Origin of the sequence: Sabulibacter ruber (assembly GCF_017355955.1) — a bacterium.
Taxonomy (GTDB): Bacteria; Bacteroidota; Bacteroidia; order Cytophagales; family Hymenobacteraceae; genus Nibribacter; species Nibribacter ruber_A.
In genome coordinates this window covers 1,101,192-1,123,527 of record NZ_JAFFID010000002.1, presented here as the reverse complement: position 1 = coordinate 1,123,527, position 22,336 = coordinate 1,101,192, and the positions used below count along the sequence as shown (strand labels likewise).

Genomic DNA, 22,336 nt, shown 5'->3' with positions numbered 1-22,336 from the left:
TAAAGACATTGAAAACTGTTTTAAGCAAAACAATATCCTTCATGCCATCACCAACCAGAAAAACCTCCCTGAGGTATTTGACTCCGGCCGCTCTTTCGTTGGCTTTGGCCTTTGGCCTGCCTGCCTGCAGCGGCACCAAGACAGCGCAGACGTCGTCGTCAACTACCAACGCTGGCACCACCACTTCTTCAGCAGCCGCGCCGGCTCCCGTGCGCGATCAGCAGATTGAAGACCTGCTCTCCAGAATGACCGTGGAGGAAAAAGTGGGCCAGATGACCCAACTCACCATTGACCTCATCCTGAAAGACTCCGAAGCGGCCACGGTAGACACCGCCAAGCTGCGCAATGTACTGGTGAACCACCATATAGGCTCCATCCTGAACGTAAAAGGCCGGGCTTACACCATTGACGAGTGGCACACCGTCCTGAACGCCATCCATGACGTGACCGACAAGACCCGCCTGAAGATTCCGGTGATCTACGGCATTGATGCCATCCACGGGAACAACTACCTGGCCGGTACTACCCTTTACCCGCACAACATCGGCATGGCCGCCACGCGTAACCCGGAGCTGGTGAACCGCCTTGCCCAGATCACCGCCCTGGAAACCCGGGCCGCCGGTATTCCGTGGAACTTTGATCCGGTATTGGACGTGGGTCGTCAGCCGCTGTGGCCGCGTTTTGAGGAAACCTTCGGCGAGGACGTGTTTGTGGTGAAAACCATGGGCGCCGCCGCCATCAGAGGGTATGAGCAGAACGGCAAAGGCCCGGATTTCACCGTAGCCGCCTGTATGAAGCACTTCCTGGGCTACTCCTACCCTTCTACCGGCAAAGACCGTACGCCTTCTTACATTCCGGAGCAGATGCTGCGTGAGATTTTCCTGCCGCCGTTCAAGGCAGCAGTAGAGGCCGGCGCTTCTACCGTCATGATCAACTCCGGCGAGATCAACGGCGTACCGGTGCACGGCAGCAAGTACTACCTGACCCAAATCCTACGCAACGAGCTGGGCTTTGAAGGTGTGGCCGTGTCTGACTGGGAAGACGTGATTCGTCTGCACACCCGCCACAGAGTGGCTGCTACGCCTAAAGAAGCGGTAAGAATGGCCGTGGAAGCTGGTCTGGACATGAGCATGGTACCCACCGATTTCTCTTTCTATGACCATCTGGTGGCTTTGGTGAAAGAAGGTACCATTTCTGAGGACCGCATCAACACCTCTGTGCGCCGCATCCTGGCCCTCAAGAAGAAACTGGGCTTGTTTGAGCAAGTGAGACCAAAAGCAGCCCTCAAAAACACCATCCACAAACCGGAGTTTGACCAGGTATCGCTGCAGTCGGCGCTGGAGAGCATCACCCTTTTGAAAAACAACAACCAGGTGCTGCCGCTTAAAAAGACTTCCAAGATTGTGGTAGCTGGTCCAACCGCCAATACCCTGGCCTCGCTTCACGGCAGCTGGTCGTACATCTGGCAAGGAACCGATGAAAGCCAATATCCAGCCAAAGCCAAAACCGTGGTGCAAGGCCTGGTGGCCGAAATTGGAAAGAACAATGTGATCTCCCGTTCTGTGGCTGAATTCGGCAACGCCGCCAACTACAACGTGGCCCAGCTGAAAAGAGACGCCGCCCAGGCCCAGGCTATTGTGCTTTGCTTAGGCGAGAAAGCCTACGCCGAGAGCCCCGGTGTGATTGATGACCTTGACTTAGAGGAAAACCAACTGGCCCTGGTGAGAGCCGCCAAAGAAACCGGCAAACCGGTGATCATTGTGTTGCTGGAAGGCAGACCGCGCGTATTGTCATCCGTAGAGCCGCTGGCCGATGCGATTGTGATGGCTTACCGTCCGGCTACCTTCGGGGCCGCGGCTATCGCCGATGTGCTGTTCGGGGATTACAACCCAGACGGCGTGCTGCCTTTCACGTATCCAAGATTCTCCGGCGATGTGCTGACTTATGACCACAAAGGCACCGAGATCATCCGTGAAGACGTACCTAACGTGGCCGGTAACCGTGGTTTCAACCCGCAGTGGCCGTTCGGGCATGGTTTAAGCTACACCACGTTCGCTTTCTCTGACCTGCGCGTGGACAAAACCACCTTCGGTAACAATGACAACCTGAAGGTAACTGTGCGGGTGCGGAACACCGGAAGCAAAGCCGGCAAGAAAGCAGTGGAACTCTACAGCCACGACCAGTACGCCAGCATCACCCCGGCCGCTAAACGCCTGAGAGCTTTCTCTAAAGTGTCTCTGCAGCCCGGCGAGGAGAAAGAAGTGAGCTTCACCCTCTCGGCCAAAGACCTGGCTTTCGTGAACGAGGCTGGCAAATGGGTAACCGAGCCCGGCGCCTTCGACCTGATGGTGGGTGACCTGAAAACCGTAGTGACCCTGCAATAAGGACTATCCCACCTGAACAAGCCTTCCGTTTTTATCCTGCTTTCTGGCAAATGGGCTAAAAACAGAAGGCTTGTTTTCTTTCCGGCGCTCTGCAACAGGCTTTTGCCTGACCTAAAGACCCGCCCAAATCCGTTTTGGGCCTGTTTTCAGGAAAACACCTGCAAAATGACTTTCTACACCTTTCGTCAATCCTTCCACCCTTATACAAACTTGCCTATCGTGCTATGCCTACAAAACCCATAAAGCGTTTCGCGTTCTTAAAATCTGTCGCTTTGGCGGCGGTACTGGCAACTGGTTTCGGTTGCAAAAACTCAGTTCCAGACAAACCTTCCATTGCGCAAACTCCGGTAGAAAAATATGGGCAACTAAGGATAGAGGGAACCCACGTGGTAGACCAGAAAGGCAAACCGGTGCAGCTGCGGGGCATGTCCTTTTTCTGGAGCCAGTGGGAAGGCGATTTCTACAATCCTTCTACCGTAAAATGGCTGAAGGAAGACTGGCGCAACACAGTTGTGCGGGCTGCCATGGGCGTGGACCACGGCGGGTATTTGCAGAATCCGGCGGCGGAGAAACAGAAAGTAATCACGCTGGTGGAAGCCGCCATCAAAGAAGGCATTTACGTGATCATTGACTGGCACGACCACGAGGCCCACAAGCACACCGCCGAGGCCAAGGCTTTCTTCTCTGAGATGGCGCAGCGCTTTGGCAAGTACCCCAATGTGATTTATGAGCCCTTCAACGAGCCTCTGCAAAACGCCGACTGGGCCACGGAGATAAAGCCGTACCACGAGGCTGTCATTCAGGAAATCCGCAAGCATGACCCGGACAACATCATTGTCTGCGGCACCAGGATGTGGTCACAGCGGGTAGACGAGGCCGCCGAGAACCCCATCAGACAAAGCAACATCGCCTATACCCTGCATTACTACGCTGCCACCCACAAGCAAGACTTACGCAACATAGCGGCTAGAGCCATTGCCAAAGGCGCCCCGCTGTTTGTGACGGAGTTTGGCACCTGCGCCGCCGACGGTAACGGCCAGGTAGACGAAGCCGAAAGCAGAGCCTGGTGGGACTTCCTGGATCAGCACCAGATCTCTTGGTGCAACTGGTCGGTGGCCGATAAAGACGAAGCCGCCTCGGCGCTTAAGCCCGGCACCAGCACCACCGGCCAGTGGAACGAAGCCAGCATCAGCAAATCTGGCCAGTTAGTGAGGAAAGAGCTGTTAAGCAAAGCTGCGCAATAGGTGGGTATTTCCATACCCTTCATGCAAAAGCCCCACGCCAATTGTTTGGCGTGGGGCTTTTCATTTTGCGTCTCTTTTCAGGAAAACACCTCAGAATCAGCTTCTCAGCAAGAGTCTGTTTTGCAGGAAACCGTTTCAAATCCGGGGTTCCTTTCTGAATAAGCCTTAAATAAACACCCGTGAACCGGAGTAATTCTGCCGGAATTCTTTGGGCGTGCAGCCGTTCTTGCGCCGGAAAATGCGGTTGAAATACGATAGGTTGTTGAACCCGCACTTGAAGGAGATCTCGGAGATGGTCTCGGTGGTGTCAATGAGCATGCGGGAAGCGTGCCCCAACCTTATCTCGTTCAGGCTTTCTATGAAGGTTTTTCCGGTCCGTTTCTTGATAAACCGGCTAAAGGAAACCTCGGGCATGTTCACCACTTTGGCCACATCGGCTAGGGAAACATCTTTGTCATAATACGTCTGCATGTACTCAAACGCCTTCTCAATACGCCGGCTGTAATAGTTAAATTGGTCAGAGGTGAAGGTGCTGTTGGAGAGCGTCCGCATGTTGCGCGAGATGGACAGGTCATGCAGAATGGAAATAAGCTCCAGCACAGAATCAAAGCCGCCTTTCTGGGTTAATGCCTCCAACCGGGGCTTGAACGCTTCTTTGGTCTCGCGGGAAAAGGAAATGCCTTTGCTGGCCCGCTCTAACAGGGCTCTTATGAAACTGAGTTGGTTCCGGCGCAGGAACTTCTCATCAAACAGATCGCGGTGAAACTGGATGGTGATCTCCTTGATCTCTTTGTCTTTGCACTGGTGGGTAAACCAGCCATGCGGCAGGTTGCTGCCTACCAGCACCAACTCATAATCATCTATGACTTCTACATGGTCGCCCACCACCCGCTTGGCGCCGGCGGCATTGTAGATGAAGTTCAATTCAAAATCCTCGTGGTAATGCAAGGGGAAGTTAAACTCCTGCTTCACCCGGGAGAAAAGAGTAAAACAGTCGTTCTGCGTTAGTGGAGTTATCTCCCGATAGATTGCACTCATACAACTTATAGTTCAACCTGTAAAATCAGGCATGCTCAATATCTACTGTAAATATGTTAAAAAAAGACTAAACCAGCATACATCTATCAGCCGTTTATGCACCCTAAATCTTCTTCGTTTCTTTGGTTTAACTCAAGTTTCATTAAATGACCTCCAAAACAGCTAACCTTTGGTATGCCTCATTTACAGCTAAATAAACCATACTATTTAATAATTCAGCAACATTACCTTTCTTTAAGGCTTGTCAACCACACTTCTACCAGCTTTCTTCCTTTCAGTCCAAATCCGTTACAGTTTTTCGATTTGGGGCCAAAATAGAAAGTTTCAATCAACTATTTGATAAAAAAGTATTAATCGGGGGCATGAAAACTATGTAGTTTTGTATTGGAGCCAAAGACGTATTCCATAGCATTTCTACCCTTTCAAAGAAGCGCCCTAAAAGCAGCTCTTTGGGTTTGAAAAACCGGAAAGTCTTTGGTAACAGAGCCAGCACAAACCAGGTTGCCACCTGGAGCAAAGTGCTTCTGCCTGGCTACAATATTCAACTGTTTGTTACCTGTACACCCATGACCAGATTATTTGCGGCTTGCTTTTTCCTGGCATTCACCTGTCTTACTGCTGTAGGGCAGGCACTTCCCATCAACAAGAAAGCCACGGCCGAAACCCGAAACCTGTACGCGAACCTGAAGAGGCTCTCGCAGAAAGGCATCATGTTTGGGCACCAGGATGCGCTGGCCTACGGCATGGGCTGGAAGTATGAACCCGGCCGTTCTGACGTGAAAGAAGTAGTAGGCGAATACCCGGCTGTGGTGGGTTGGGACCTGGGCCACCTAGAGCTGAACAAACCCGTGAACCTGGACAGCGTTCCGTTCCAGAAAATGCGGGAGTTTGCCCAAGAAGTGTACATCAACGGCGGCCTGAACACGTTCAGCTGGCATTTAAACAATCCGCTGGACCCCAGCAAAACCAGTTGGGACCCTATGGACTCCACCATTCAGCATTTGTTCAAAGACAAAAAAGCCCTGAAACGCTACCAATCCTGGCTGGACGGTTTGGCTTCTTTTATGAGAAGCCTCAAAGGACCCAAGGGCGAGTTGATTCCGGTGGTCTTCCGGCCGTTGCACGAACATACCGGCAGCTGGTTCTGGTGGGGCCGCAAGCACTGCTCGCCAGAGGAATACAAGCAGATGTGGCGCTTTACGGTGGACTACCTCCGCAAGAAGAAAGCCAACAACCTGCTCTTCGCCTACTCCACCGACCGCTTCACCTCCCGCGAGGATTACCTGGAGCGCTACCCCGGCGATGACTACGTAGACATTGTGGGCTTTGACATTTACCACCGCCCACCGGCTAACGCCGACGCCAGCCAACTAACCCAATCTAACCAGACCTTTGTAAAAGAAGCCCGCCAGATGGTGGAAACGCTGCGCCAGATTGGTCAGGAGAAAAACAAAGTCTGGACCCTCAGCGAAACCGGCCTGGAGACCTTGCCGGTCACTGATTGGTGGACCAACGTGCTGTACCCCATCGTGAAAGACGCCGGTTTGTCTTACGTGCTGGTGTGGCGCAACGGCCGCCCAGATCACTACTACGCGCCTTATCCGGGGCAGAAAAGCGCCGCGAATTTCAAGAAGTTCTACCAAAATCCTAAGGTGTTCTTCATCAAGAAAACGCAGCAGGAGAACCTGTACGCACCAGTTTCCCAGAACAAACAAGCTGCCCAATAAAACGCTTCTTACCTGACACTAAACTAACCCACAACAACGACACCTCATGAAGTTAACCGCGCTTGACGTAGGCATCATCCTCCTCTACCTGGTATCGGTAGCGGCCATTGGATTGATTTTGCAGAAGAGAGCCAAGGCCAACAAAGAAGCGTATCTCTTGGGCGGCAACACGCTGCCGTGGTACGCACTGGGTTTATCCAACGCCTCCGGCATGTTCGATATCTCGGGCACCATGTGGATGGTGATGCTGGGCTTTGTGTATGGCCTCAAAAGTATCTGGATTCCGTGGCTGTGGCCTTCCTTCAACCAGATCTTCCTGATGATGTTCCTGGCGGCCTGGCTGCGCCGCTCCAACGTGACCACCGGGGCCGAGTGGATGCTCACCCGTTTCGGGCGGGGGAAAGACTCCAGTAAGTCGCACGCCATTGTGGTTATTTTTGCCTTGCTCAGTTGTCTGGGCTTTCTGGCGTACGGCTTCATTGGGTTAGGTAAGTTCGTGGAGATTTTCGTGCCTTGGTCGGTGGTGCAGCCGTACTTGCCCTTCACCATTCCCGCCGAATACGTGCCGCATTTTTACGGCATGCTCTTCACCTTCTTCGCGGTGTTTTACTCTATTCTGGGCGGTATGGCTAGCATTGTATGGGCCGATGTGCTCCAGTACATGATTATGACGGCCGCCGCCGTAGCTATTGCGGTCCTGGCCATGAATAACCTGGAGGTTGCGCAACTGAATGTGCCTGAAGGCTGGCGAACACCCTTCTTTGGGGCTACGTTGGATGACCTGAACTGGACCGGCATCATTGACGAGGTGAATGCCAAAATCCAGGCCGATGGCTACTCCCTGTTCGGGATTTTCTTTATGCTGATGGTCTTCAAGGGAGTTTTAGCCAGCTTGGCTGGTCCTACCCCCAGCTATGACATGCAAAAGGTACTTTCAGCCAAGTCTCCGCAAGACGCCGCCAAAATGAGCGGATTTGTGTCGGTGGTTCTGATTCCTACCCGCTACCTGATGATCATCGGGTTTACCGTGCTGGCTATTTTAAACTACAACCAACTCAACCTAGAATCTGCGAACGGCATTGACTTCGAGCGCATTCTGCCCGCCGCTATCCAGAACTTTGCCCCTAACGGTTTAATGGGCTTGATCCTGGCCGGTTTGTTAGCCGCGTTTATCGGAACCTTCGCAGGGACGCTCAACGCGGCGCAGGCCTACCTGGTGAACGACGTGTACCTGCGGTACGTGAACCCCAAAGCAAGCAACAAAACAGTGAACAGCATCAACTATCTCACGGGCATTGTAGTGGTGTTGGTGAGCATGGTGTTGGGCTTGTTTGCCAGAGACGTGAACAGCCTGCTGCAGTGGATTGTGGCGGGTCTGTACGGCGGCTACATCTCGGCCAACGTGCTTAAGTGGTATTGGTGGCGTTTCAACGGCAGCGGCTTCTTCTGGGGCATGCTGGCCGGTATTGTTCCGGCGCTCGTTTTCCCTTACTTCACCGAAGGCCTGGACCTGTACTACTTCCCGTACCTGCTGCTTATCTCTTTAGTCGGTAGCATCATTGGTACCTACCTGGCCCCGCCAACCGACATGGAAACCCTGAAGGGCTTCTACCGCAACGTGCGTCCGTGGGGCTTCTGGGGACCGGTGGCTGAGCAGGTGAAAGCCGAAGATCCGTCGTTTGTGGAAAACAAAAACTTCTGGCTGGACATGTTCAACGTGCTTATTGGCGTAGCCGGGCAAATGGCGCTCACGCTCCTTCCTATTTACCTGGTGCTGGGCATGCACACCGAACTGATGGTAGTCCTGGGAATTATCCTGGTGGTAGGCGTGATCCTGAAGAAAACCTGGTGGGACCGGCTGGACCATGACGGTGACAGCGTGGCCTCTGCCCTAAAAAGAAAATTAGTTTCCCATACATAAGCCAACAGCGGCAAGGTGCATTCCCTAACCGCTCTCCTCATTATCTTTTTAAATTCATCCTCATGGAAAATCTCTTCCAAAAAAGACAGCAAGCGCTGGAGAAGTTTCACACTGAGCTGATCAGCAGAAAAAACGAGAAGCAGCCTCTGGGCAACGGCATCTACGACAAATATAAATTCCCGATCCTGACCAACCAGCACGCGCCCATCTTCTGGCGCTATGACCTGAACCCCGAGACCAATCCTTATTTCATGGAGCGCATCGGGGTGAACGCGGTCTTTAACGCGGGTGCGATCAAGTTCAACGGCAAGTACCTGGTGGTGGCCCGGGTGGAGGGCAACGACCGCAAGTCGTTCTTCGCGGTGGCCGAGAGCCCAAACGGCATCGACAACTTCCAATTCTGGGAGAAGCCTATCACCATGCCCGAGACCGATGATCCGGACATCAACGTGTACGACATACGCCTAGTCCAGCACGAGGACGGCTGGATCTACGGCCTGTTCTGCACCGAGCGCAAAGACCCGGAAGCCCCGGAAGGCGACCAATCCTCGGCGAATGCGCAGTGCGGCATCGCCCGTACCCGCGACCTGGTTTCCTGGGAAAGACTGCCCGACCTGAAGACCACCTCGCCGCAGCAGCGCAACGTGGTGCTGCACCCCGAGTTTATCAACGGCAAATACGCGCTCTACACCCGTCCGCAGGACAGCTTCATTGAGGCGGGCAGCCGTGGCGGCATCGGTTGGGGCCTGACGGATTCCATGGAGAACGCCGTGGTGGACGAAGAAATCATTGTGGACCCCAAGACTTACCACACCGTGTACGAGGTGAAGAACGGCCAAGGCCCCGCTCCCATCAAAACCGAGAAAGGCTGGCTGCACCTGGCCCATGGCGTGCGCAACACCGCTGCCGGCCTGCGCTACGTGCTGTACCTGTTTCTGACTGACCTGCAGGACCCATCCAAGGTGATTGCCAAGCCCGGCGGGTTCTTCATTGCGCCGGAAGGCGAGGAACGGGTGGGCGACGTGTCCAATGTGGTGTTCGCCAACGGCTGGATTCTGGACGAGGACGGCACCGTGTTTATCTACTACGCATCCTCAGACACCCGCACCCACGTGGCCACCTCCACCGTGGACAAACTGCTGGATTACGCCCTGAACACTCCTGCCGATGGGCTTCGCTCCGCCGCCTCCGTGCAGCAAATCAATAATCTGATTGATAAGAACCTGGCGTACCTGGAAAGCAAAAAACAGGTAGAAGCGCCTGAACTAAACAACGCACGGTAATGGATTCCCTCACCGGTACAACCCTTAGCCAGACGCTTTCCACCTACCAGCAGGAGATGGAAAGCGAGCTGGAAAGGATATTAAGTTTCTGGATGGAGCACACCCTGGACCACCAACACGGCGGCTTCATCGGGCAGATCGATTACGCCGGGAACGTGGTCTCAGATGCGCCCAAGGGCAGCATCCTGAACGCCCGCATCCTCTGGACGTTTTCGGCGGCATTCCGGCAAACCGGGCAGGAAACCTACCTGGAGATTGCCACCCGGGCCTTTGATTTCCTGCGCACCTCTTTCTTGGACACCGCCCACGGCGGTATCTACTGGATCGTGGATGCCCAAGGTCAGCCACTGAACACCCGCAAGCAAATTTACGCCCTGGCGTTCGCCATCTACGGCTTCAGCGAGTACTACCAGGCCACCCAGAATCCGGAGGCCCTGAAGGCCAGCCAGGAATTGTTCCAGTGGATTGAGCAGTTCAGCTTTGACCCCGAGCACGGTGGTTATCTGGAGGCTTTCAGCCAGGAAGGTGAGCTGCTGGAGGACTTGCGCCTGAGCGAGAAGGACCGCAACGATCCCAAAACCATGAATACGCACCTGCATATTCTGGAGGCCTACGCCAACCTGTACCGCATCTGGCCGGATCAACAGCTGGCCCAAAAGCTGAAAGGGCTGGTTGAGGTGTTCCTGCAACACATCGTGGACCAGAACACGGGCCATTTGAAACTGTTCTTTGCCCGCGACTGGACTTCCACCGCTAACCTGATCTCCTACGGCCACGACATTGAGGCCTCCTGGCTTCTGCAGGAAGCCGCCGAGGTGTTGGGCGATCCGGAGCTGCTGAGTCAGGTAAAGGACACCGCTTTGAACATGGCCATCGCTACGTCAAAAGCCCTGTTGCCCGACGGGAGCCTGTACCACGAACTGAACGTGGACACCCACCACTACGACAAGCACCGCGAGTGGTGGGTGAGCGCCGAGGCCATGGTGGGCTTCCTGAACGCCTATGAGCTCACGCACGACGAAGCCTTTTTGCAGTATTCTTTGAACGCTTGGAAGTTCGCCCAGACCTATTTCCTGGATCTGGAACGCGGCGAATGGTTTTGGGGCGTCAACGATGATTATTCACTCATGTCCAAAGAAGATAAAGTAGGCTTCTGGAAATGCCCCTATCACAACGCCCGCGCCTGTCTGGAGGTCATCCACCGGTGCAAAAAGGAGCTGGCAAACGAGTAAGGTTCTCTGAACCTGATGGCAGCATAAATATTTGTTTTGGGATTGTTTTCCTTAAAGCAGGCCCAAAACAAATCTTTATCAGAAGGAATGGATTGGGTAGCACCTTGCCCCGAACACTGGAATTTTCAACTGTTACTTACTGAACATGAAAACACGTTTACGAAATTCTGCTGCTATTTCTTCTAAAGCCTGGCGGGGCTTTCTATTCGCCTTGCTTGGTGTGTTCGCCTCCACTTCGGTTTTCGCCACTGAAATCAAAATAGAAGCTGAAAACGCTACCCGCAGTTCCGGCATGACGGTGGGGAATTCAGTGGCGGGGTATTCCGGTACGGGCTATGTGCAAGGCTTTGACAACACCTTCGCCAAAAACGTAACCTTTACGATGAACGCGCCCGCGGCCGGTGTCTATGACCTGACCATCCGGTACGGCACGCCTTCTGGCGAGAAAGGCTACGTACTGGAGGTAAACGGGCAGCAATCGCAGGGAATGTTCCCTAATGTGGCCACGTACGGCACCGCGCAGGCGGGTAAATTCTCTCTCAAAGCGGGCAACAATACCCTTGTGATTGGCGGCGGCTGGGGCTGGTACACCATTGACTACATCACACTCACCTCAGCCACGGTCACCCCTCCGGCCAAACCGGCCAAAAACTTAACCGATGCCAACGCCACCACTTCTACCAAAAACCTGTTCTCGTACCTGGTAGACGTGTACGGCACCAAGGTGCTGGCCGCTCAGCAGGAAACCAACGAATTACAGGAAATCAACTACGTGCGCACGCACTCCGGTAAAGACCCGGCCATTGGTTCCTATGATTTGATTGAGTATTCCCCATCCAGGGTGGAGCACGGGGCCAGGCCCCAGGGCTTCTCCGAGAGCGCCATTCAGTGGGCCAAGAAAGACCAGGGCCGCGGCATCATCAGTTTGATATGGCACTGGAACGCGCCCACGGATCTCATCAACCAGGCCCCCGACAAACTTTGGTGGAGCGGTTTCTACACGCGGGCCACCACCTTTGACATCGCCGCGGTGCTAGCCGATAAAAACGGCGCCAAATACCAACTCCTCCTCCGCGACATTGATGTCATTGCCACAGAACTGAAGAAATTCCAAGCGCAGGACATTCCGGTGCTGTGGCGACCGCTGCACGAGGCCGGCGGCGGTTGGTTCTGGTGGGGCGCCAAAGGCGCGGCACCGTTCAAGGAACTGTGGCAGATTCTGTATGATCGGCTCACCAACCACCACCAACTGCACAACCTCATCTGGGTGTACACCGCCGAGCACAACAAACCTGAGTGGTACCCCGGCGATGCCTACGTGGACATTGTGGGCATCGACATCTACGAGAACACCGCCTCTGCCTCCAACCTCAGCGCGCAATGGACGGGATTACAGACGCTGTTCAACGGCAAGAAACTGGTAACCCTCTCAGAGACTGGCAACCTGCCCAACCCGGAGTTCATCCGTTCCTTTGGCACGTGGTGGTCCTGGTTTGCGGTGTGGCCCGGCGCAGACTTCACCCGGAAACAACCCACCAGCCTTCTCCGCTCGGTTTTCAACGACCCTGATGTGATCACGCTGGACGAACTTCCTGATTGGCGGAACTACGGCACGGTGACGGCTAGCCCAAACGAAAAAGAACAGAGCCAACTGGCCGTGTTCCCAAATCCCGCCACCGGAGAGTACCTTACCGTTAACATCAGCGCCCAAACCCCAGTGGCCGCCACTTTCACCTTGTGCAACACCACCGGAGCTAAGGTCACCTCCATCACGCAGAAACTAACCAGCGGACAAAACCTGGTGCAAATTCCGCTGAAACAGATTCCGGCGGGCGTGTACACGCTCACCATCAAGCAAGGCCATACTCAGATTTCCCGCAAGGTGATGATCAAAAAATAAGATTATCTCCCGTGCTGTTTTGCGCCCGATTTCCGAAAAACGGGCGCAAAACAACTCAGGAACGAACATAGGAAATGAACCACACAAAGTAGCTTTTACTTCAAACCCCATTCTAATCACATGAAGAAACTATTGCTATCCGCAGCCGCCTTGGTTATGTCGTTCGCGGCGTTGGGCCAGGGAAACAACTACGTCCAGAACTACACCAAATACGAGAACCTGGCCATGACCCCGCCCATGGGCTGGAACAGCTGGAACAAATTTGCCTGCAACGTAGACGAGAAACTGATCAGGGAGACCGCCGATGCCATGGTGAGCTCCGGCATGAAAGCTGCCGGTTACGAGTACATTAACATAGACGATTGCTGGCACGGCGACCGCGACAGCCTGGGCTTCATCCACCCAGACCCCAAGCGCTTCCCTTCAGGCATGAAAGCTTTGGCGGATTACGTGCACTCCAAAGGCCTGAAGTTGGGCATCTATTCCGATGCCGGTTCCCAGACCTGTGGCGGTCGGCCGGGTAGCCGTGGCTATGAGTTCCAGGATGCGCAGCAGTACGCCAAATGGGGCATTGATTACCTCAAATACGACTGGTGCAACACCGAAGGCCTGAAAGCCGAGGGTGCCTACAAAACCATCGCGGCGGCGTTGCGCAGAGCGGGCCGTCCGGTGGTGCTGAGCATCTGCGAGTGGGGCAACGACAAGCCCTGGGAGTGGGGACCAACCGTGGGGCACCTGTGGCGCACTACCGGCGATATCTACAATTGCTTTGACTGCGTGGAAGACCACGGCACCTGGAAATCATGGGGTGTGATGCAGATCCTGGACAAGCAGGAAGGCCTTCGTCAGTACGCCGGCCCCGGCCACTGGAACGACCCCGATATGCTGGAGGTAGGCAACGGCATGGCCGTGAACCAGGACCGCGCACACTTCACCATGTGGGCCATGCTGGCCGCTCCGCTCATTGCCGGCAACGACCTGCGCAAGATGAGCAAGGAAACCGTGTCTATCTTAACCGATAAAGAAGCCATTGCCGTGAACCAGGACAAACTGGGCATCCAGGGCTTTAAGTACGCCGCCAAAGACAGCCTGGAAACCTGGTTCAAGCCGCTGGACAACGACAAATGGGCCGTGGTGTTCCTGAACCGCAGCAAATCTGCCCAGAAAGTAAACTTCGATTGGAAAAACACGCCTGTTGTGGATGATCTCTCCAAAAGAGAACTGAACGCCGGCAAAACCACTTACAAAATCCGCAACGTGTGGACCAAGAAAGAACAAGGCAATACCAAGAAGACTTTTTCTGGCACGGTTCCGGCCCATGACGTGATCATGCTGGTACTTTCCGGTGACAAGGCCAAAGTAGCGAGCAAGTAAAAACTTCTACCTGTTGGAAGCCAAGAGGCAGCGTTTAGAGCCTGTTTTTCAGAAATCAGGTTCTAAACGCTGTTTCAGCTTCCTCTCACTTTCAGATTAGGAACACAATGAATAAATTTCTCTGGCAGCAGGCAAACACACCTGGGGGCCAAACCTGAACATAATATCCTCATCCATTTCTCTGTATGAAACTCAAAACCTTTATCCAACTATTTGTATTTATGGTGATTTGTGGCGCCGCTACCTCAGCGGGCGCGGTCTCGCTTCCGGCTATCATTGGCAACCACATGGTGCTGCAGCGCAACGCCGAGGTAACCATCTGGGGCTGGGGCAAAACCGGCGAGGAAATCACCGTTACCGGCAGTTGGGACAACAAACCCGTGAAAGTCAAAGCCAACAACCTGGCCCAATGGTCGGTGAAACTGCAGACCTCCAACGCTACCGGGCCGCAAACCGTGACCGTGAAAGGCTATAACACCATTGTGCTGGAAGATGTGTTGCTGGGCGAGGTGTGGTTATGCTCGGGCCAGTCTAACATGGAATGGAGCGCCAACGCCGGCATAGACAACGCCGAGAAACACGTGGCGGAGGCCAACTACCCTTCCATCCGTTTCTTCCAGGTGGGCCACCGCACCGCCGATGCGCCCCAGATGGACGTACAGGGCCAGTGGGTGGTGTGCACCCCCGAGACAATGAAACACTTCAGCGCCATTGGGTACTTCTTCGGGAGAGAGATCCACCAGAACGTAAAAACGCCCGTGGGCCTGATCAACAGCAGCTGGGGTGGCACTCCCGCCGAAGTGTGGCTGAGCGCCGGGGCCATTGCCGCCAATCCTGTTTTGGCTGAGGCCGCCGCCAAACGCAAAGAAGTGGAATGGGGACCAGTGCAAACCGCCAAAGCCTACAACGCCATGATTGCGCCGCTTATCCCTTTCCGGCTGGCCGGTGCCCTCTGGTACCAGGGCGAATCCAACGTAGATGCGCCGGAGGTCTACGCCCAGATGCTGCCCGCCCTCATCCAGGATTGGCGCTCTGCCTGGAAGCAAGATTTCCCGTTCTACTACGTACAGATTGCGCCCTACAAATACGGCGGGGCCGAAGAATGGCCCCGTTTGGCCGAAGCCCAGCTGAAAACCCTGAGTGTGTCCAACACCGGCATGGCCGTGATCAGCGATGTGGGCAACGTAGACGATATCCACCCCAGAAACAAACTGGACGTAGGCAAACGCCTGGCAGCGCTGGCCCTGAACAAAACCTACGGCAAGAAAGACGTGGTCTCCTCGGGGCCTATTTACCGCACCATGAAAGTACAGGGCAACAAGATCCGCCTCTATTTTGACCACGCCGACCAAGGCTTGGTAGCCAAAGGCAAAGAGCTCACTTACTTTGAGATTGCCGGCGAAGACCAGAAGTTTGTGCCTGCTATTGCTAAAATAGACGGCAACACCATTGTGGTCAGCGCCAAGGAAGTGAAAAAGCCGGTGGCCGTACGGTTTGGCTGGAGCAACAGCGCCAACCCGAACCTTTTCAACAAAGCAGGCCTACCCGCCTCGGCCTTCCGGACCGATACCTGGTCCCTGAAATAACAGGGCTGGTTCGTTTCTCCTTTACTTTTTGAAAAATACATGAAAAGAATCTACCTCGTACTTGCCCTTCTGTGCGTTGCTTTCACCCAGCTCCACGCCCAGAAAAAGAGCTTTGTGAAAACCGATGGCCATCAGTTTACTTTAAACGGAAAGCCTTATTACTACATTGGCACCAATTACTGGTACGGCGCGCTGCTGGGCTCCACCGGTGAAGCGGGCAACCGCGAGCGCCTGCGCAAGGAACTGGATATGCTCAAGAAAGCGGGCGTGACCAACCTGCGCATTCTGGCTGGCGCCGAGGGCCCCAACAACCAACCGTACCGCGTGTCGCCGGGTCTGCAGCTATCGCCGGGCGTGTACAATGACACTGTGCTGGCAGGGCTTGACTTTCTTTTGGCTGAAATGGACAAGCGCGACATGAAGGCGGTGCTGTACCTGAACAATGCCTGGGAATGGTCTGGGGGTTTTAGCCAATATGTGAACTGGAACACCAACGTGCCGATTCCTTACGCCCTGGCCAACAACAATGACTGGGCGAGTTTTATGAAGTACTCCGGCCGGTTCCACCAGTGCGCTCCCTGCAAGCAGCAGTTCGCGGATCATGTGAAATTCATGCTAGGCCGCACCAATCAATTCACCAAGAAGAAGTACACCAATGACCCCGTAATCATGTCCTGGCAGATCGCCAATGAGCCCCGCGCTTTCTCCATGGCCAACGTGCCTGCCTATGACCAATGGATTAAAAGCACCGCCGCGCTGATCAAGTCCCTGGACAAAAATCACCTGGTGTCTACCGGTTCAGAAGGCTCGCACGGCTCCGAAAGCTCCATGGACGTGTTCAAGCAAGTCCACACCGATCCGAACATCGATTACTTCACCATGCACATCTGGCCACGCAACTGGGGCTGGCTGGACAACCAGAACCTGGCCGGCACCCTTGATGCGGCCATCACCAAAACCATGGAGTACATGGACCGCCACATCGCCTTTGCGCGCGAGCAGAAGAAGCCTATCGTACTGGAGGAATTCGGCTTGCAAAGGGATAACAACGAGTTCAGCCCTTCGGCCAAAACCACGCACCGCGACCGGTACTACCAACGGGTGTTTGAGCGCGTACTCTCCAGCGCCCAAGCCAAAGACGCTTTGGCCGGCGCCAACTTCTGGGCCTTCAACGGAACCGCCCGCTCCAACCCTACGTGCCACTTCTGGAAACCCGGCGATGACCTCATGGGCGACCCACCACAAGAGGAACAAGGCCTCTACGGCGTCTTCGATACAGATAGCACCATGCCGCTTATTGCCAAGTACAGCAAGTTGGTGAGTCAGGCGGGTAGGAAGAAAGTAAAAGGTGGGAAATAATTAACATCCAAAAATCCAGCATTTAGACTATAGATATCTCTTCATCAACACATTAAACATCTTTCGTCCCATTATCTTTTACCCAATTATCTTTCCATCCCTATTGTCATCCTGAAAGGATCTTGTGTGCGAACTAGACAGACCTAAGAGAAACGCAAATACCCTTTTTGACTAGGGTATGCTCAAGGTCTGAGAATAAGCAAAGCTTACCCCAAACTATAGTTTCAATTTAGAATCCACACGGCTCTAGCCTCTATCAATTGATTCTGTTTATAAAAAGGAAGAGCCTGCACGTCTTACATGCAGGCTCTTCCTTTTTGGGGCTGTTTTCCTAAAATCACCTCAAAAACACCAGCTTGAAAACCTTCTTCACGTTGGACGTTCTGATGGTCATAAAGTAAAGATCAGGACTAAGGTGGCGCAGGCTGAACTGAGCTTTGCCGGTGAAACTGCTCAAAGTTTCATGATACATTTTCTTCCCGATGGAATTGACTAGCTCAATTTCTACTGTCTCTGTGAGGGTAGGACCATCAAGTGTGATCACACCATTGCTGGGGTTTGGGTACACATTGAAATCGCTGAAAAAAGAGACTGAAAACAGGTCAGAAAACTCAGATGTACATGGCCCATCCAGCACGCGTACTCTGTAGAAACCCGGCTCTTTTATCTTTATTCCATTCAAATCAGAAATCAAGATCGTTCCGTTGGCCTCCCACTCATAAACGGCTCCTGTCATGTCTACTGCCAAACTATCGGTGCCGATTTTCTGGATGGTTGGTTTCCCGTGTACATCAATCACCCTGATCTGCTTTGTATCTTCTCCTTTGCTTCCGTTTTGGCAAGTGAAAGTATAAGTCAGCGTATGGATTCCTACTCCCGCTGCTACCGGGTCAAACAGTCCCGAGGTCGTCACTCCCTTACCCGTCCAACTACCTCCTGCTGGGGACGCTCCTTTTAACTGAAAAGGAGCATAAGGCAAACAAACTTCTTCATCGGCTCCGGCGGTGATGGCCTTTAGATCATACACGGTCGCTTGTACAGGCACCCGCGAACTTTCGCAGCCTTGCTGGCTTACAATGGTCACATAATACGTGGTAGTAGTTGAAAGGACAGGGGTAGTAAACGCACCTCCGGTCTGATCTGGAATAGGATCACTACTCAGGGCATCCGGGTACCAGCGGTAACTTGCATTGGCCGGAGCACCAGAAGCAGTCAAAGTAACCGACCCAGGCCCGCAGCTACTTCCAGCAGAAACAGAAGGAGCTGAAGGCACGGCATTGATCGTGAGGTTACTTCCATTATCACTACCTTCTACTACCGGTGCGGTAGAAACCACCCTGATTCGGTAGCCAGTTCCACCAGGTACAGTAGCGGGCAAAGTAGCCAGAATGGGGCTAGTGCTATTACCTCCTAATGAAGTGGCATTCACAAAAGAACCATTGGCATCAGATAATTGCGCGGTGAAGGTATTACCAGTTGCAAAAGCCCCTTGGGCCGTGAAGGGCACTGCTACCTTATTGCCGGCACAAAAAGTAGATGGGGTAATGGCCCCCGTGGAGATCACATACGCCGGCACCTGCACCTTGCCTGCTTTCAGGGCTACGCTGCTTTTACGGAACTCATGATTTGAGAACTCCAGTTGGGCAGGCGAGTTCAGGAAATTGATTCTACTGCTAGAGCCATAATCACCAGCTACTTTAAACCGGATGGCAAAGATAACGGCGTTCTCTGCAAGGGTCACGCCCTCCAGGAGGGCATCATCCCAGGAGAAAAGCAGTTCCCCTTTCTCACTATTGGTAGTCCCGAAGTTAAAAGCGTTCAGGCCCGGAAGCCCGTACTGCTCCACCTTCACCAGCGTAACTACCTTGGGGTCAAAAGAAATGGTACCCTGCCCGGTGATGACCTTGTCAAAGCCTTTCACCCGGATGGGCACCACCACCTCGGTGCCTGGCAGGCCAGCGACAGAGTCCGCAGAAAGTTGCAGTTCTGTCGCCTGACCATAGGCAGTTGAAAAAAACAGGATAAATAAACACGTTAAAAGTGCGCTCAAGCGCTTTCCAAACAGCATTATTTCTTCTCGCTAAATCTCTGTTACTATTTCTCCTTAATCAGCAAGAATGATCTGAATGGTATCAGTGAACTTACCGGCCCGCATGCGGCAGAAGTAGGTTCCATTGCTCAGGCGTCTGCCCTCCGCATCGTCTCCTTTCCAATCCACGAAGTGCTCCCCGGCTACGAACTTCCCGCTGATCCGGCGCACGGTTTGGCCCAATGCGTTGTAGATGGTGAGTTGCACGTCTTGATCTTCTGGAACCTCAAAGTGCAGGGCGGTTTTGCCGGTGAACGGGTTAGGGTAGTTCTGGTGCAGGGCATAGGTAAGGCCTTTCACCTTCACCAACGCGTTCTTTGCCTCCACGTCCAACTGACCTAGGCTGCCGTTGTAGGCCACGCTTCTGGTCAGGGAAGACCCGATGTTCACCTTGCTCTCCGAACCGGTTTCCCCTACTACTCTGAACCGCACGTAGAAGGCGTTCGCACCGTCTTTCAGACTCAGGCTCCGTCCGTTCGGCTCCGTCCACGCGGTAGTCAGCTTGCCGCCAAGTACGCTGTGGGTACCGTAGAAGCCTTCTACTCCGGCGTGCTCAATTCTGGAGAACTCCAGCACTTTCGGGTCCCAATCCAGGGTGAACTGGTAGCCGCTCACATTGGAGAAGCCTTTCACCGCTACAGGTACTATGATCTCCGTTCCGCGGGTTGCTTCTTGGTTTTCCATCTGGAAGGCCACGCTTCCGGAAATACCCGTGCGGGCGGTGGCGGCATCCCAGGAGTCATTCACGTCACCCAGCTTCACGCCTATGAAGTCCTGGTTACTCAACTCGGTGGCTTTGCTGTAAGTCCGTACGCTGTCATAAGGGAACGGCAGAGCCGGGTTGGCAAAGCTGAAGTCGCTCTTCACGAACGCCCACGTGCGGTTACCCGGGAAGCTGGTGGTGTTGTGCAGGATCAGGGAACGCACCAGGGCAATGTCCAGAGTGGTCACCGAGTTGGAAAGGTTCACATCCGCCGCGATGATCCGGTACGGCGAGGACAGGGCCTCGATGCCCAGAATGTGGCGTTGAATCTGCACGATGTCCAGGGTGGTGACGCCGTTGGTCACGCTGGTTTCATTGCGTTTGGCCGGTGCCACCGTGTACGCTTGCCCTTGGTTCAGCTTCAAGCTGAAGGCACCCGAGACGGAAGTAGTAGCGCTGGTCTGCGTATTTCCGGTGGTAGCCTTCACCACCACATTGGTGAGCGCCGTACCCAATTGGGACCGCACCGTTCCTGCCACTGTTACTGTAGTCGGCAGCACGGTGAAGTTGCTGCTGCTGGTCACCGTTCCCGTAGGTGTGGTCACGCTGATCAATCCTGTGGTGCTGCCATCAGCTACCGTAGCGGTGATGGTCTGATTGTCTACTACGGTGTAAGTAGCCGCCGTGCCGTTAAATTTCACACTGGTGGAACCAGTGAAGCCGCTGCCCTTGATGGTCACGCTGGTGCCCACCGTTCCGCTGGTCGGGCTGAAGCTACTGATGAGGGCTGGCTGGTTTACGGTTACAGTTACTGTGGCCGCAGGACTGGAGCAACCGTTTACCGTTGCCACCACCGTGTAGGTACCTGCCATAGCTGAGGTCACGCCCGTTCTGCTTGGGTTCTGGGCGGTTGACGTAAATCCGTTAGGACCGGTCCATTTGTAGGTAGCACCGGTCAGGTTGCTGGCAGTTAAGGTAAGCGCACCGCCCACCAGAACCGGACTGTTGCTGCTGGCCGTAACGGTTCCCGGAGCGGCTACTACTTCAATGGTTTTGGTTGCCTTGTTCGTACAACCACCCGCATCTGAGTACACGTACTCAATGGTATGGATAGCTACACCGGCTGTTGCAGGAATGAATACCCCATCTTTATTTAAGATTGTATTCACCTTCCAATAACCGCCAGCAGGAGACGCACTCAATTTTATTGGCGCGGCATCTACACACAGTGTAGCTGGTAAATCAGTGATTAATACTGTTGGTAGCGCTTTTACCTGAATGATGTTAGTCGCGGTACTGGTGCAGCCGTTTTCATTAGTATATGTATACATGATAGTGTGTGTACCAGCACCAGCAATAGCCGCACTAAATTTACCATCTACTACCCCTAGGCCTGAATACGTACCGCCCTGTGGAAGCCCCCCTGTCATAGCAAAGGTCGGAGCATCTGCACATACAGGGGCAAGAGAGGTCAAAGTGACGGACGGCAGTGAATAAATTACAATTTCCTTAGAAAAAGTATCGCTGCAACCCAAACTATTGCTTACAACAAGACTCACCTTGTAAGTTCCAGCTTTGTTAAAAGCTTTGGAGGGGCTTTGTTCAGTGGAAGTGGTACCATCCCCGAAATCCCACGTATACTTCATGGTTCCGGAACTTACGGTGCTCTCGTTGCTAAAAGCTAAAGGAACCTTGGCACAGGCAGCTAGTGCTGAGAATTTAGCTACTGGTGTGGTAATAATATTGATATCCTTGCTTATTGCACCGTAGCAACCCTCTTCAGAATAAGCCCGCAAGGTAATAGTATAAACTCCAGACCTTTTGTAGATATGTTCTGGGTTCTGTATATCTGCTGTCTCCCCATCACCGAAATCCCACTCATAGCGAGAAATTTTACCAGGGGTTACGCTAGCATTCCCTTGAAAAGATATAGGTAGGCCTGCACAACGGGCAACAAAGTTAAAGTTCACACTGGGACGTGGCTTTTTAAAGCGTGCTATTCGTAACGTGTCATTATTAACATTATCATCCTGAATATCGACAAGCCATACCTTGAAATCATATCGACCTTCTGCTAATAAATTTTGGCTTTGTTTAAAAGTATAAGCAATATCATTCTCAATTGAACCAGGAATTATTTCGGTAAAAATAGTTCCATCATTTACCTGATACGCCACCTTAAGATTTGTAAAAGGAATGTCTCCAAATTGTGTAATATTGATTGTAACATTTTCGGAAGAGGTTAAATCACAATCTAAAGTTGGACTAATCAACCGGGTAATACCAAAATCAACTAGGTATTCATCTGCACCTTCATCAGGTGCAGAGGCATTCCTAATTTCACCATCAATATCTAAAGGAATATTTGGAAAAGGTATTCCTGATCCATTTAGGGCTAGGTTTAAAGGCGTCAGATCGGTTTTGGACTTGAAGAAGGGGTTGACCGATTTGGAGTTGGCCTCCTTGCTCAGCGCCTGCTGCCATTGGGCGAGCGTG

General features: G+C 53.4%; 14 protein-coding genes and 1 pseudogene. 11 read left to right on the top strand and 4 right to left on the bottom strand.

The window, feature by feature from the left end:
- Positions 1-41 precede the first annotated feature (41 nt).
- Positions 42-2,384, top strand: coding sequence for a glycoside hydrolase family 3 N-terminal domain-containing protein (locus tag JT719_RS15810; RefSeq protein WP_207434284.1), 2,343 nt, complete (start codon positions 42-44; stop codon positions 2,382-2,384).
- Between the two features lie 224 nt (positions 2,385-2,608).
- Positions 2,609-3,628 (top strand): glycoside hydrolase family 5 protein, encoded by a 1,020-nt coding sequence (locus JT719_RS15805; RefSeq protein WP_207434283.1) that lies wholly within the window; start codon positions 2,609-2,611, stop codon positions 3,626-3,628.
- Between the two features lie 165 nt (positions 3,629-3,793).
- On the opposite strand, the gene JT719_RS15800 is transcribed toward JT719_RS15805, so the two are convergent.
- Positions 3,794-4,666, bottom strand: a complete 873-nt coding sequence (locus JT719_RS15800) for an AraC family transcriptional regulator (RefSeq protein ID WP_207434282.1) — start codon at positions 4,664-4,666, stop codon at positions 3,794-3,796.
- Positions 4,667-5,232: 566 nt separating this feature from the next.
- Between JT719_RS15800 and JT719_RS15795 the strand changes: the two genes are divergently transcribed.
- From JT719_RS15795 to JT719_RS15760, 8 genes are all read left to right on the top strand, one after another.
- Positions 5,233-6,393, top strand: a complete 1,161-nt coding sequence (locus JT719_RS15795; protein ID WP_207434281.1) for a glycoside hydrolase family 26 protein — start codon at positions 5,233-5,235, stop codon at positions 6,391-6,393.
- Positions 6,394-6,439: 46 nt separating this feature from the next.
- Entirely contained in the window at positions 6,440-8,314 is a 1,875-nt protein-coding gene (locus JT719_RS15790; RefSeq protein ID WP_207434280.1) for a sodium:solute symporter family protein, read from the top strand.
- Between the two features lie 62 nt (positions 8,315-8,376).
- Positions 8,377-9,597 carry a glycoside hydrolase family 130 protein gene (locus tag JT719_RS15785; protein ID WP_207434279.1) on the top strand — a complete coding sequence of 407 codons (1,221 nt, stop codon included), beginning with the start codon at positions 8,377-8,379 and terminating at the stop codon, positions 9,595-9,597.
- Positions 9,597-10,829, top strand: a complete 1,233-nt coding sequence (locus JT719_RS15780; protein ID WP_207434278.1) for an AGE family epimerase/isomerase — start codon at positions 9,597-9,599, stop codon at positions 10,827-10,829. The genes JT719_RS15785 and JT719_RS15780 overlap by 1 nt, the downstream gene beginning before the upstream one ends.
- A gap of 145 nt (positions 10,830-10,974) precedes the next feature.
- A complete protein-coding gene (locus JT719_RS15775; protein WP_207434277.1) occupies positions 10,975-12,729 on the top strand; it encodes a glycosyl hydrolase in 1,755 nt (584 codons plus the stop codon).
- 120 nt (positions 12,730-12,849) lie between these two features.
- A complete protein-coding gene (locus JT719_RS15770; protein ID WP_207434276.1) occupies positions 12,850-14,103 on the top strand; it encodes a glycoside hydrolase family 27 protein in 1,254 nt (417 codons plus the stop codon).
- Positions 14,104-14,288: 185 nt separating this feature from the next.
- Positions 14,289-15,689, top strand: coding sequence for a sialate O-acetylesterase (locus JT719_RS15765; RefSeq protein ID WP_242693267.1), 1,401 nt, complete (start codon positions 14,289-14,291; stop codon positions 15,687-15,689).
- A 39-nt stretch (positions 15,690-15,728) separates the two neighbouring features.
- On the top strand, positions 15,729-17,048 hold the full coding sequence (locus JT719_RS15760; RefSeq protein ID WP_207434275.1) for a glycoside hydrolase 5 family protein: 1,320 nt from the start codon (positions 15,729-15,731) through the stop codon (positions 17,046-17,048).
- Positions 17,049-17,385: 337 nt separating this feature from the next.
- Here the strand turns inward: JT719_RS15760 and JT719_RS15755 are convergent, their stop codons facing one another.
- The 3 genes and pseudogenes from JT719_RS15755 to JT719_RS25660 all read right to left on the bottom strand — a co-directional run.
- On the bottom strand, positions 17,386-19,098 hold the full coding sequence (locus JT719_RS15755) for an Ig-like domain-containing protein (protein WP_207434274.1): 1,713 nt from the start codon (positions 19,096-19,098) through the stop codon (positions 17,386-17,388).
- Between the two features lie 54 nt (positions 19,099-19,152).
- Positions 19,153-21,009, bottom strand: coding sequence for a T9SS type A sorting domain-containing protein (locus JT719_RS25550; RefSeq protein WP_341350770.1), 1,857 nt, complete (start codon positions 21,007-21,009; stop codon positions 19,153-19,155).
- A gap of 354 nt (positions 21,010-21,363) precedes the next feature.
- A pseudogene (locus JT719_RS25660) lies at positions 21,364-21,810 on the bottom strand (PKD domain-containing protein); the annotation flags it as partial.
- Between the two features lie 226 nt (positions 21,811-22,036).
- On the opposite strand from JT719_RS25660, the gene JT719_RS15745 reads away from it, so the two are divergent.
- The coding region (locus JT719_RS15745; protein ID WP_207434272.1) for a hypothetical protein at positions 22,037-22,336 on the top strand (300 nt) is incomplete at its 3' end.